Source organism: Pseudomonas fluorescens NCIMB 11764 (assembly GCF_000293885.2).
Taxonomy (GTDB): Bacteria; Pseudomonadota; Gammaproteobacteria; order Pseudomonadales; family Pseudomonadaceae; genus Aquipseudomonas; species Aquipseudomonas fluorescens_B.
In genome coordinates, this window is the sequence record NZ_CP010945.1 from 4,099,146 (window position 1) to 4,111,460 (window position 12,315).

Annotated in this window: 11 protein-coding genes; 3 read left to right on the plus strand and 8 right to left on the minus strand. The window is 60.3% G+C overall.

Annotated features, from left to right (window positions below; all coding sequences use genetic code 11):
* Nucleotides 1-30: 30 nt before the first annotated feature.
* Nucleotides 31-1,326 (minus strand): MFS transporter, encoded by a 1,296-nt coding sequence (locus B723_RS18905; RefSeq protein ID WP_017339229.1) that lies wholly within the window; start codon nucleotides 1,324-1,326, stop codon nucleotides 31-33.
* A gap of 237 nt (nucleotides 1,327-1,563) precedes the next feature.
* Between B723_RS18905 and B723_RS18910 the strand changes: the two genes are divergently transcribed.
* Nucleotides 1,564-2,442, plus strand: a complete 879-nt coding sequence (locus B723_RS18910) for an alpha/beta fold hydrolase (RefSeq protein ID WP_017339228.1) — start codon at nucleotides 1,564-1,566, stop codon at nucleotides 2,440-2,442.
* 112 nt (nucleotides 2,443-2,554) lie between these two features.
* Here the strand turns inward: B723_RS18910 and B723_RS18915 are convergent, their stop codons facing one another.
* From B723_RS18915 to B723_RS18945, 7 genes are read right to left on the minus strand one after another with little or no spacing between them, the layout of a single operon-like run.
* Nucleotides 2,555-3,439, minus strand: a complete 885-nt coding sequence (locus tag B723_RS18915; protein WP_017339227.1) for an alpha/beta fold hydrolase — start codon at nucleotides 3,437-3,439, stop codon at nucleotides 2,555-2,557.
* Nucleotides 3,439-4,248: a molybdate ABC transporter substrate-binding protein gene (locus B723_RS18920; RefSeq protein WP_031318978.1), complete on the minus strand. Its 810-nt coding sequence runs from the start codon at nucleotides 4,246-4,248 to the stop codon at nucleotides 3,439-3,441. Before B723_RS18920 ends, B723_RS18915 begins: the two co-directional genes overlap by 1 nt.
* Before the next feature lie 29 nt (nucleotides 4,249-4,277).
* Complete coding sequence (locus B723_RS18925; RefSeq protein WP_017339225.1) at nucleotides 4,278-5,213, minus strand: SMP-30/gluconolactonase/LRE family protein; 936 nt, start codon at nucleotides 5,211-5,213, stop codon at nucleotides 4,278-4,280.
* Between the two features lie 27 nt (nucleotides 5,214-5,240).
* Nucleotides 5,241-6,068 (minus strand): amidohydrolase family protein, encoded by an 828-nt coding sequence (locus tag B723_RS18930; protein ID WP_017339224.1) that lies wholly within the window; start codon nucleotides 6,066-6,068, stop codon nucleotides 5,241-5,243.
* A gap of 19 nt (nucleotides 6,069-6,087) precedes the next feature.
* A complete protein-coding gene (locus B723_RS18935; RefSeq protein ID WP_031318977.1) occupies nucleotides 6,088-6,906 on the minus strand; it encodes an SDR family NAD(P)-dependent oxidoreductase in 819 nt (272 codons plus the stop codon).
* Between the two features lie 10 nt (nucleotides 6,907-6,916).
* Complete coding sequence (locus B723_RS18940) at nucleotides 6,917-7,477, minus strand: carboxymuconolactone decarboxylase family protein (protein WP_017339222.1); 561 nt, start codon at nucleotides 7,475-7,477, stop codon at nucleotides 6,917-6,919.
* A 12-nt stretch (nucleotides 7,478-7,489) separates the two neighbouring features.
* A complete protein-coding gene (locus tag B723_RS18945; protein WP_017339221.1) occupies nucleotides 7,490-8,830 on the minus strand; it encodes a cation:dicarboxylate symporter family transporter in 1,341 nt (446 codons plus the stop codon).
* Nucleotides 8,831-8,995: 165 nt separating this feature from the next.
* On the opposite strand from B723_RS18945, the gene B723_RS18950 reads away from it, so the two are divergent.
* Together B723_RS18950 and B723_RS18955 are read left to right on the plus strand one after the other, a co-directional pair.
* Nucleotides 8,996-9,931, plus strand: coding sequence for a LysR family transcriptional regulator (locus tag B723_RS18950; RefSeq protein ID WP_017339220.1), 936 nt, complete (start codon nucleotides 8,996-8,998; stop codon nucleotides 9,929-9,931).
* Nucleotides 9,932-10,133: 202 nt separating this feature from the next.
* On the plus strand, nucleotides 10,134-12,260 hold the full coding sequence (locus B723_RS18955) for a TonB-dependent siderophore receptor (RefSeq protein ID WP_017339219.1): 2,127 nt from the start codon (nucleotides 10,134-10,136) through the stop codon (nucleotides 12,258-12,260).
* Nucleotides 12,261-12,315 lie beyond the last annotated feature (55 nt).

The window sequence follows — 12,315 nt, forward strand, 5'->3', positions numbered from 1 at the left end:
GCTGACCGAGCCCGCCGGGGCCATGTTGGGTCAGGTTTCCTTGACCACGTACCGCAGAATCAAGGTCAATACCGTTGCGACACACAGCATCGCCGCCATCGCAATGAGCCCGGCGTTGAATGAGTGTGTGAGATCCTTGAGCCAGCCCACCGCGTACGGCCCCACCAACCCGCCAAGGCTACCCACCGCATTGATGAAAGCGATGCCGCCGGCCGCCGCCTGCTTGCTCAGGAATGTCGACGGGATGCTGTAGAAGCAAGTGCGCACCGAACTCAAGCCGATCAACGCGACCGTGAGGCCAATCAGGGCCGGAATCAGGTCACTGTAGACCACCGAGAAGATAAACCCGGCCGCCCCCGTGGCGCAGGTAATCGCCAAGTGCAAGACATAACGGCGCTTGCGTGCGAGCACCTTCGCCCACAGCAGCATGGCGATGCTGGCAATAAGATAAGGGATCGCCGACACCCAGCCAATCTGGGTGGTGGTCAGTGCATGGGTCTTGAGGATTTGCGGCAGCCATACACCGATGCCGAGGATGCCGATGATATAGCTGAACAGAATGGCCGCCAGCAGCCACACCCGCACGTCCTTGATGGACTCGCGAAAGCTGTGCGAACCCCGTGACTCATGCTCGGCATCGAGGGCCGATTGCAACGCTTGGCGCTCTTGCGCGGTCAGCCACTTCGCATCGGCGGGCTTGTCGGCCAGCATTTTCAGACACATCACGCCCAGAACGCAGGCCGGCAGGCCCTGGAGTACCAGCAGCCACTGCCAGCCGCGGTAACCCCAGATGCCATCCATCGCCAGCATGGCGGCGGAGAGCGGCCCACCGAGCACGGACGACACCGGAATGGCGAACAGAAACCAGGCCATGACCCGGGTCCGATACTGGATGGGAAACCACAGCGACAGAAAGAAGATCACGCCGGGGAAAAAACCGGCTTCCGCAATGCCGGCCAGGAGGCGGATGACCGAATAACTGACAGGCCCTTGAGCCAACGCGGTGGAGGCGGAGAACAGTCCCCAGGTGATCATGATCCTGGCCAGCCATCGCCGCGCGCCGAAGCGGTAGAGCGCCAGGTTGCTGGGCACTTCGAACAGGCAATAACCGACATAAAAAATGCCGGCCGCAAAACCGAACTGGGACGCGGTGAGCCCCAAATCGTCATTCATGGTCAAAGACGCGAACCCGACGTTGGTTCTGTCGAGATAATTGAAGAAATACGCAATGGCGAGCAAGGGAATCAACCTGATCGCGGCTTTGCGACAGGCGCTGGATTCCAGTGCCTCCTGGGGTGTGACTTGAGCGGCTGTGAGTGTATTCATGGGGCTCCATTATTGTTGTATTCAGGAGCCTGGAAGCATATGGCCGGCGTTCTTGTGCACGCCAAGACCTTTAAACCATAGGAGTCCATAACGGCAGAGCATGGGACTAGGAGGGCGTTCAGTGCGGGGCTGCGGCCATGCCCGACGAGCATTGAACATCATGAGATATCGGTATTGGTTATTTTCTTCCCAGTGCATAAACCTGAGGGTCCACACCAATAATAAAAGGCTCATCCCATGCACTACACTCGCGTCATGCAATCTTTAATCGTCGCTGGCCTCATTGCCTATAGCCTGCCGGGAAATGCCGATGATTCGGTACGCACGCTGGTTGCCGAAAAAGGCAACGTGCATATCGAGGCGCTGGACCAGGGCAAGGGTCATGTCATCGTGATCCTGCCGTCAAAAGGCCGGGGCGCGAATGACTATGACGAGGTGGCACGCTATCTGGCCGCCGACGGCTACCGTGTGATCCGCCCTGAACCGCGTGGAATCAAGGGCAGCAAGGCGCCGATGGACACGCCGACGCTGCACGATTTCGCCGCCGACGTGGCCCTGGTGATGGACAAGGCCAAGACCGGGCCTTCGGTGGTGGTCGGGCATGCCTGGGGCAGCCAGCCCGCCCGCGTGCTGGCGGTGGATCGCCCGGATCTGGTCAATGGCATCGTGTTGGCGGCCGCGTCGATTGGCAAGTTGCCCGCCGGCTCATCGGAGAAACCCTATGGCCGCATGGTCGAGGCCATCAAAGGCGCGGGTAATTATTCGTTGCCGGAAGCCAAGCGTATCGATTATCTCAAAGAGGCGTTCTTCGCTCCTGGCAATGACCCGCGCGCCTGGCTGAGCGGATGGTACGACAAGACTCACCAGGCCCAGGACCATGCGCGCGATACCACACCCGTGGAGCTCTATTGGTCAGCCGGTAAAACCGTGCCCATTCTTGACTTGCAGGGGCAGCATGACGCGGTGGTGATTCCGAACATTCTCAAGTCCATGCTCGGCGACCGGGTCGAGCACAAAACCATCGCCAACGCCGGGCACGCCATGGCGCCCGAGCAGCCTCGTGAAATGGCGGATGCCATCGCCGAGTTTGCGCAACGCGTGTATGCGGCCAAGTGATCAACTGACGGCGCATTCCCTGGAGGAGGGCGCCCGTCGCCATTTGGCTACGCCCTAACGAAAAAATGCTCCGAGTCGTTCGACTCGGAGCATTCCTCATCACTTCGCTACATTATTTTTTCGCGTACTGCGCCTTGGCGAACGTGGCGATGGCATCCGCCATTGCCTTGGGTTGTTCCGGGGCCATGGCATGGCCGGCATTTTTCAATACCACCACCTGGACCCGGTCGCCGAGCATGCTTTTGAGCACGCCCGAGAAACGCCGTGGGGCCACAGTGTCCGCTTCGCCTTGCAGGTCGAGGATCGGCGCATTGCCGGCGGCGAAGTAGTCGTCCACCGGCGTGGTATTGCGCGCATGGCCTTCGGCGTCGTGGGTTGCCTGGTGCCAGCCGCCCAACCAGACCCTCGGGTCGTTGCCAGGGGCAAAGAACGCTTTGCGCAGGTAGATCAGGCGTTGCTCTTCGGAAAGCGACATATCGCCCGCGCCGTCGATGGCCTGGCGCATCTCGGCATTGATGGGTTTTTCAGTCGAGCCCGGCGGCACCTTGCCGGCCGACGCTGCGGCCATGACCACGCCGCGTACCAGGTCGGGGCGGTCTGCGGCGAGCATGCGCGCCGCGAAGTTGCCCCAGGCGTGACCGACCACCACGATCGGTCCCTTGTTTTCATGCTCGACCACCGCCGCGACGTCGCGGGCAAAGTCGTGCACGGTCAGGTTCTCCATCGGCCCCTTGCTTTGCCCGATGCCACGCGGCTCTGGCCTGACCACGCGGAAGCCGTCGGCCTGAAGATAATCGGCGACCTGGTCATAGTCACGCCCCGATCGTCCCAGCGAGGGCAGCATCACAATCACTGGCCCGGTGCCTTGGGCATTGACCTCGATTTGCACATTGTCGTAACTGACCAGTTCCTGCTTGAACGGAGCACCGGCGGCCATCGCAATGGCAGAGGCCAGGCCAAAGGTGGCACCGAGCAGAAGACGCGAGACTGTTTTCATTATTTGGATTCCTGGGTAGTCAGGTTTTTCGCCGGCTCCAGGCCGCTCTCTTCAAGCAGGCGGCGTGCGGCCGGGCTGTTGAGGAAGGCAATGAATTCGCGGGCAGGCAACGCATTGGGCGTCTGCTGGGCAACTGTTGCGCAGAAGCGGCTGACTTTCTGCACTTCCTCGGGAAGCGGGCCCAGGTAGTCGACGCCGGGAGTGACCTTCAACTCGCTGATCTGTTGCATGCCGATATCCGCATCACCCCTGGCCAGTGCCGTGCCCACCAGTTCCTTGCCGGCGATTTCAACGGTTTTGTTTTTCACCTGGTCGGTAATGCCCAAGCGCTGGAACAGCTCGGTGCGGATGTACACGCCGCTGGCGCCCTGGGAATAAGCGATCTTGTCAGCCTTCAGCAGTGCTGCTTTCAACGCGGCGACACTTGAGACATCCGGCTTGGGCTTGCCGTGAGGCACGCCGACACCGATGCGTGAATCGGCGATCTCGCGGCGCGTGGTCATGTCGAAGGCGCCGGTGGCCGAGAGCAGCTCCAGGGTTTCGTCAGCCATGATCGCCAGGTCCATCGGCTCCTTATGGCGGATGCGCTCTGGAATGGATTCAGGCGAGGTGCCCATCGAAGGCCCCCAACTGAAACTCAAGGTATTGCCGCTGGCTTTTTCATAGGCCGGCTGAAGGTGTTCCATGGCACCGCGCAGTGCGCCACTGGCAATGACCTTCAATTCAGCCGCTTCGCCCAACTGAGAAAAGCCGAGCAGGCCGACCAGGCCGGTGGTCACTAACATCGGGGCAGATCTTGTTTTTTTCATGGTGCTACCTTCTCTATAAAGCGCTCATTTCAAGCGCCACGGGTGTTGACGAACAACGAATACAACGAGGTGGTTGAAGCCATCAGCAGGCGATTGCCGCGTGGCCCGCCAAAGCACAAATTGGCGCAACGTTCGGGCAAGTCGATATGCCCGATGGCGCTGCCATCGGGGGCAAAGATGCGTACACCATCCAGCCCAGGCTCGGGTGCACCCCAGCCGCACCAGAGGTTGCCGTCCATGTCCACGCGCAAACCATCGGGCAGCCCGCTGCCGGCATCGATCAGCTCGCGCCGTTGGCTGAGGCGGCCCTGGATGTCGACGCTGTAGGCCACGATCCGTCGCGGGCGCGCCCTGGACTCGACCAGGTAAAGGGTTTTTTCATCCGGGGCGAAGGCGAGGCCGTTGGGACCTTCGAGGTCTTCAGCGACACAATGCAGCGTGCCATCCGCATCGAGGCGATACAGGTTGGCCGGCAGTTCGGGCGTGCCTTGACGGCCCATATAGTCACTGATCAGGCCGAAAGGCGGGTCGGTGAACCAGACGCTGTCGTCCGAACTCACCACAATGTCATTCGGCGAATTCAACGGCTTTCCCGCGAAGCTGTCGGCCAGCACGGTGATGCTGCCGTCGTACTCGGTACGGGTGACACGTCGGCCACCGTGTTCGCACACCAGCAAGCGGCCCTGACGGTCTCGCGTCATGCCGTTGGCCTGGTTCGAAGGGTGGCGAAACACCCCCAGGCTGCCGGTGGTTTCGTCCCAACGCATGATGCGATCGTTAGGCAAGTCGGTGAACAGCAAAAAGCGTGCGTCCGCGAACCAGGCCGGGCCCTCGGCCCAGCGCATGCCGCCGCCGAGCCGTTCGACCTTGGCATGCGCCAGGCGGTAGTGGGCAAAGCGCGGGTCCAGCTCGCGTACCCTTGGATCGGGCACGCGCAGGCTGGGCGACCAGGTGATCTCGTCCATCGATTGATCTCCGAAATGGGCGGGCGGTCAGGTGTATAGACGCGCCGGATTATCGATCAGGACCGCCTGCTGCAAGGCGGGGCTGTCGCAGACCTGAGTAATGAAATCGAGCAACTGCGCCTCATCCGGCACCGGCCCCTTGATATTCGGGTGCGGCCAGTCCGATCCCCAGATAGCGCGTTGCGGCGCGCATTCGAGTAGCGTGCGCACCTGATCCAGCGCCTGCGGCCACGGGCCGGGCAGGCCTTGCATCGCGCGATCGATGCCGGACAGTTTGATCCAGCGGTTTGCATGGCTCAGCTCGGCACGCAGTTCGTGTATCAGCGTCGGATCAACGGGCCCTGTGAGATCGGGGCGAGCCATATGATCGATGACCAGCGGCGTCTTCAGGTCGCGCCAAGCCTGTAGAAACGGCAGCAGCACCGGCAATTCCCCGTGTACCAGCACATGCCAGCCGAAGGGCGCGACGCGCTCGGCCAGGGCACGCAGTTTTTGCGGGTCGCGGGCGCCTGGCAGATGGCCAATCAAGTTGAAGCGGATACCGCGCAGGCCACCGTCGTGCAGTGCTTGTAACTGGGCATCGGTAGTGGTGTCGTCAATGATCCCGACCCCCCGATAATGCCCACCACTGCCGGCAATGGCCTGCAGGATGGCGGCGTGATCGGTGCCATAGGGCGCGGCCTGCACCAGCACGCCGTGGCTAATGCCCAGCCTCCGATGCACCTCCAGCAACTCGCAGAAGGGCGCCGGCTCAGGCGTATAGGCAGCATTGGCCGGCAGCGGGAATTGAGCCCAAGGGCCGTAGATATGTGTGTGGCAATCCCACACACCCGTAGGGCTGGATGAAATCGACATGCTGGCTCCTGCGGATGGTTCAGTCGCAACGCGCGGTCATGCCGCCATCGACGATGATTTCGGTGCCGGTGACAAAACGTGACTCATCGCTGGCCAGGAACAGTGCGGCGTAAGCGGTATCGCGGCCGTCGCCCATGAACCCCAGCGGAATGCGTGCCAGACGGGTGTCGAGCAGCTTGCTCACATCACCCCCCGTGCGTTGCCCGGCCAGGCGCACCTCGACCATCGGCGTATGCAACTGCCCAGGCACCACGGTGTTCACGCGGATGCCCTTGGGCGCGTATTCCACGGCGGTCACGCGCGACAGTTGGATCACCCCGGCTTTGCTCGCGGCGTACGCCACTTGGGCCGAGCCCGTCCAGCGAATACCGGATGTCGACGCGGTGTTGATGATTGAGCCGCTGCCCTGGGCCTCCATCAGTGGCAGCACGTGCTTGCAGGTCAGGTAGACGCTGCCGAGGTTCAGAGCGATCTGGGCATCGAACTTTTCTTCAGCCAAGGCAACTGCGCCGCCCGCCGCCGAGCCGCCGACGTTGTTCACCAGAATATCGACTGTGCCATAGGTCTCTTTGCAGGCTGCAACCATGGCGGCGACGGCTTGGGTATTGGTGACGTCGCAGGCATAAGGCGTGACTTCACCGCCGGCCTCGCGGATGCGCTCCAGCGTTTCCTCCATGGCCCCCAGATCACGATCGACCGCGAAGACCTTGGCACCGGCCATGGCGAATATCACCGCGACCGCGCGGCCGTTGCCCCAGCCGCTGCCGACACAACCAGCACCGGTGACGATAGCGACCTTGCCTTTGAGACGGTCGCTTTTTGGAAGAGTATCGGTCATGCACATATCCTCAGTTCAATGTAGTCGGCAGTTCGGCAGTGGCGCCCGCAGGCGCAGGCACTTCGAATACCTTGATGGTCATGGAAATCAGGCTGTAGTAGCCCGCGATGCCGACCAGATCGACGGCTGCATCGGTGCCCAACAGCTCGACGAATTCGGCGTACAGACCGTCGCTGATTGCACGCTGGGCATGCAGTTCGCGAATGAAGCGGTAAACCAGCACTTCATCGGCGTTTTCGAACGGTGGCGGCAGATCATCGCGAATGGCATCGATAATCTGCGGCGCCAAGCCCGCCTCCAGTGCGAACGGCTTGTGGGCGGCCCATTCGTATTCGGCAAGCCAGTGGCGTCCCATCATCAGGATGGCCAGCTCCGACAGACGCGGATCCAGGCAGGTGTCATAGCGGCAGTAGCGGCCTAGTGCCTGGGCACACTCGGCCAGTTCCGGCCGATGCAGCCAAATGGCCAGGGGGCCTCGTACACCTTTGCGCGGGCCGTTGGCGATGCGCTCGTAAACCGGGCGCTGCGCATCGCTGAGGTGGTTCGGGTCGATAGGGGGCAGACGATTCATGGAGCTTTCCTGTCAGGGACGCGGTGAATGAACGTGGGATTTGTGCGCAGGCTCGATGGGGTCCTCGTCCGACTGGTTTTCCACCGGTGGGCGCAGCAGGCTGCGGCTCGGTTTACGGCCGGTTTCGCGCTCGAAATCTTCAGGATTGAAGGCGCCTTCCCAGCGTGCGATGGCAAACACCGCGACGGTGTTGCCGACGATATTGGTCAGGGCAGTGGCGGTGGCCATGATGCGGTCAATGCCGAACAGCAAGCCCAGGCCACTCAGGGGCAGGGTTTGTACCGATTGCAACGTCGCAGCCAGCTTGATGAAGGCCCCGCCCGCAACAGTGGTGCCGCCTTTGGAGGTGATACTCAGGATGGCCAGCAAGCCCAGTTGTTGCACCAGGGAAAACGGCGTGTCGGTGGCTTGTGCGATGAAGCCGATGGCAATGGCCATGTAGATCGCGGTGCCGTCAAGGTTGAAGCTATAGCCGGCGGGCAGGACAAAACCGACCACCACTTCATCGCAACCGCTGCGCTGCAGTTTTTCGATCAGGCGTGGAAACACTACTTCACCGGACGCGGTACCGAACACCAGCAGGATTTCATCGCGAATCAGGCGCAGCACACTGCCAAACGGCAAGCCGATGGACCAACTGATCGACCCCAGAATGCCAAACACGAAGATCAGGGACGCCGCGTAGTACACCGCGATCAGCTTCAGAAGGTAGAGGAGGGTGTCGCCACCGTAGCTGCCGATGGCCGCGGCCATGGCGCCGAACGCGCCCAGCGGCGCCAGTTTCATGATGAAGCTGAGCATTTTGAACAGGATGCTCTGGGCTTCGCCAATGGCTTTCACGGCGACCGAATCCGGGCCACACACGCGGTTGATGGCGATGCCGGCCAGTACCGAAATAATAAGTACCTGGATGATGTCGCCCTTGGCGAATGCATCGACCAGCGTGTGCGGGATCAGCCCCAGCAGGTAGTTGATCATCGACACACTGCCGGCGGCGGAGGTGGCCTTGATCGCTTCGCTGGATTCGTTAAGGCTGGTGGCATGCAGGCCCACGCCGGGCTCCACTACGTTGACCAGAATGAAACCGATCAACATGGCGACGGTGCTGACCACTTCAAAATAGATCAGCGACTTGACGCCGAGTCGGCCGAGTTTGCGCATGTCTTGAACGTGGGTGAGGCCATGCACGAGGGTCACGAAGACGATCGGTGCCAGCATCATTTTCAGCAGGGCAATGAACGCTTGTCCGAGGGGTTTCATAGCCACCGCCCATTGCGGCGCGGCGAAACCGAGTATGACGGCAGCAACAAGTGCGATCAGCACCTGCACGTGGAGCTTCTTCAACTGATTCATGGCATTTCCTGACCCAATAGTGGGCATCATTATTCTTGTGGTAACACGTCCCTTGGCGGGCAAGCTGGGCTTTCAGCTATCTGCGTTGAGCATAGAAAAAACCAACGCTAGGCACAAAAACCTTATTTTGATACAAAGCTATGCTCTGACGGCATGGTGAGTACGATGGACATTCGAGAACTTCGCTCCTTTGTAAAAGTGGCTCAGTGCGGCGGTTTCAGTCGCGCGGCGAAAGAGCTTTTCATCGCCCAGCCAGCCCTGAGTCGGCAGATCGCCAAGTTAGAAGAGCAGTTGCAGGTGGCATTGTTTATTCGGCATGGAAGGGGAGTGGAACTCACCGCCGCTGGCGCGCGCCTGCTCGAACGCGCGGACGTGATGCTGCGCTATATGGAAGAAACCGCCGACCACGTGCGCAACAGTGCATTCGAGGAGCGCGGGCACCTGGCAATTGGCTTGCCGCCTGCAATCGGTACCATCGTTGGGCCGCAGTTGATTCGGCGTTTTCACGAACGCTGGCCGAAGGCGTCATTGCATGTACTGGAAGGCTTGAGTACTTCGCTGCAGGAGTGGTTGCTGGATGGCCGGATCCAGGTGGCGGTGGTGTACAACCAACCGCTGCTTGAGGCTTTCGATGTGCGACCGATTTTCAGCGAGCAGATGGTATTGGTCGGACCACCAGGGGAGTCGCCAAAATCGGTACGTATCATGGGCCTGGCGGATTTTCCGCTGATCCTTCCTGGTTTACCCCATAGCAACCGACGCCTGATCGAACAGGTAGCGGCGCAAAACGGATTCCAGTTGAATGTCGTATTCGACGTGGACAGCGTCAATTTGACCAAACGCATGGTTGCCGAAGGCATGGGCTATTCGATTCTTGCCCACGCCGCAGTCCAGGAGGATATCGCCAATGGCATTCTGGTGGGGCATGCCATTGAGAGACCCGGCATCCGGTCTACCGTTTCGCTCACTACGCTCAGGGAGCGAAGAAACAGTCGCCTAGCGTTGAGTTGGGAAAAAATTCTGTTGGAAACTTTAGAAGAGCTTGTGACGGTTGGAGCCTGGAAGGAGGCCACTCTTTGGCTTGGTAGAGAGGGTGCGTGAGAGAGCATCACGTAAGCATCGCCGCGAAAATTCAGTGGATGGCGCATCGCTCGTTTCGCCCATTCTCCGGATGACGTGACGAGTTGTTCATGTGTGTTAATGGGAATAAGTTTTAATTGCGAATGGTTTTGTATAGCATGCACGGGTCTTTATTGGCGTTTTTACCCTGTGCATTGGCCTATTCGTAAAGGTTTTCCTCTCCATGCGTCGAACCCTGTTTTCCATTTGTGTATTGCAAGCGTTGTCGTCTTCCTCATGGGCTGAACAAACGGATGTAGCTCCCTCAACGCTTGAGCTGGACGCAACCGATGTTATCGGTACCGCGAATTACGAAAGGGCGGACGGCCCGGTGCAGGGTTATCGGGCGACGCGCTCGGCCAGCGCCACGCGTACCGACACGTCGATCCATGAAACCCCGCAATCGATCAGTGTGGTCTCGAAGGATGCAGTCGAGGATCTGGGCGCCACCCGTTTGCAGGACGCGCTGGACTACGCCGGGGGCGTGGGGCGGGCGAACAATTTCGGTGGGCAGGGCCTGACCACGTTTACCGTTCGTGGCTTCACCACCGGCGAGTTTTACCGCAACGGTTTTCCGATCAACCGCGGCTACCCGAACATGCCGGATGCCAACACCATCGAGCGACTCGAAGTGCTGCGCGGCCCGGCCACCATGCTCTACGGTCGGGGTGATCCTGGCGGCACCTTCAACGTGGTTTCCAAACAGCCGTTGCCCGAGCGCACCGTCACCCTGGGCAGTCAACTCAACGATCAGGGCATGAAGCGCGGCACGCTGGACGCTTCCGGCCCGCTCGACGAAGAGGGGCGCCTGGCCTATCGACTGAACGTAGTGGGCGAGGGCGGCGACACTTTCCGCGATCACGTCGAAAACGAGCGCTACGGTATCACTCCTGTGCTGACGTGGCAGGCAACCGACGCGACCAAGCTCATTTTCGAAGGTGATTTCATGCGTAACAACGCGCCTCTGGATCGAGGCGTTACGCGTTACGGCAAACAGATTGGCACCGCCTCCCGCGACAGTTTTTTTGGGGAAAAAGACGCTGGCAAACTGCACAACGACAACAACATGGCGCAACTGCGTTTCGAACACATGCTCAACGACGACTGGACGCTGGGGGGCGGTTTCCAGTGGCTCGATGGTTCGCTCAAGGGCAACGCGGTCGAGGCCAACGGCATTGCCGCTGACGGCCGCACGTTAGGGCGCAACTTCAACTATCGCAAGCTGGAGTGGACCGACAAGGACACCCAACTCAATCTGACCGGCCATTTCGATACCGCTGGTTTGCAGCACACGTTGCTCACCGGTATCGAGTATGAGGATTACGACTACAAGTCGATCATTCAACGCTCCAGCGGAGCTATCGGTGCGTACCCGATCGACATCTTCGATCCGGTGTATGGCCAGCCACGTCCGGCACTCACCCGCACGCCGACTCACGACAAGGAAAACCTCAAGACGTATGCCGCGTTCGTGCAGGATCAGGTGGCATTGACCGACAAATTGAAGGTGCTGGCCGGGGCGCGTTTCGAACGCTTCGAACATGACTACGAAACCTACGTGCCCGGCGGCAAGAGTTGGCAGGCCAGTGACAACGCGGTGACCCCGCGCATCGGCGTGACCTACGACCTGACCGAGACATTGGCGGTCTATGCCGACACTGCGCGCTCTTTCAAACCCAACACCGGCGCAAGCCGCGAGGGCGGCGGGTTTGCGCCGGAGAAGGGCAAGTCTTACGAAATGGGTATCAAGTGGGAAGCGCTGGATCAGCAGATGAGTGTCGATGCGGCGATCTATCAGATCGAGAAACGCAACGTTTTGACCACCGACCCTGTTGATTCGACCTTCAGCGTTGCGGCCGGCGAGGTGCGCAGCCGTGGTTTCGACGTCAACGTTGCCGGCAACCTCACGCCCGAATGGCGCGTGATTGGCGGCTACGCCTATGTCGATGCCGAAGTGACCAAAGACAACGTGTTGCGCTCTGGCACGCGCCTGCTGAACATCCCGAAAAACAGCTTCAGTCTGCTCAATATGTATGAGTTCCAGGACGGCACCCTCAAGGGGCTGGGCTTGGGTACCGGGCTCAAGTACGTCGACGAGCGCGCCGGGCAAACCGCCAACACCGCGTTTTCGATGAGCAGCTACACCGTTGTCGATTTGCTCAGCTTCTACAAGATCAATGACAAGGTGCGGCTCAATCTTGACGTGAAAAACCTGTTCGATCGTGACTATGAAGAAGGCGCATTCGGTAACGTCTATGCCTATCCGGGGGCACCGCGAACAGTACAAGTTGGCATTTCCTACACCTTGTAGCGTGCAGTGCTGGTGCACGCCGAGCCTTCCGCGATAACGCGGGAGGTGAGGCAAC

Bases quoted from the DNA above. Each gene is read 5' to 3' on its own strand.
- B723_RS18905 (WP_017339229.1), bottom strand. From the start codon at position 1,326: ATGAATACACTCACAGCCGCTCAAGTCACACCCCAGGAGGCACTGGAA.
- B723_RS18910 (WP_017339228.1), top strand. From the start codon at position 1,564: ATGCACTACACTCGCGTCATGCAATCTTTAATCGTCGCTGGCCTCATT.
- B723_RS18915 (WP_017339227.1), bottom strand. From the start codon at position 3,439: ATGAAAACAGTCTCGCGTCTTCTGCTCGGTGCCACCTTTGGCCTGGCC.
- B723_RS18920 (WP_031318978.1), bottom strand. From the start codon at position 4,248: ATGAAAAAAACAAGATCTGCCCCGATGTTAGTGACCACCGGCCTGGTC.
- B723_RS18925 (WP_017339225.1), bottom strand. From the start codon at position 5,213: ATGGACGAGATCACCTGGTCGCCCAGCCTGCGCGTGCCCGATCCAAGG.
- B723_RS18930 (WP_017339224.1), bottom strand. From the start codon at position 6,068: ATGTCGATTTCATCCAGCCCTACGGGTGTGTGGGATTGCCACACACAT.
- B723_RS18935 (WP_031318977.1), bottom strand. From the start codon at position 6,906: ATGACCGATACTCTTCCAAAAAGCGACCGTCTCAAAGGCAAGGTCGCT.
- B723_RS18940 (WP_017339222.1), bottom strand. From the start codon at position 7,477: ATGAATCGTCTGCCCCCTATCGACCCGAACCACCTCAGCGATGCGCAG.
- B723_RS18945 (WP_017339221.1), bottom strand. From the start codon at position 8,830: ATGAATCAGTTGAAGAAGCTCCACGTGCAGGTGCTGATCGCACTTGTT.
- B723_RS18950 (WP_017339220.1), top strand. From the start codon at position 8,996: ATGGACATTCGAGAACTTCGCTCCTTTGTAAAAGTGGCTCAGTGCGGC.
- B723_RS18955 (WP_017339219.1), top strand. From the start codon at position 10,134: ATGCGTCGAACCCTGTTTTCCATTTGTGTATTGCAAGCGTTGTCGTCT.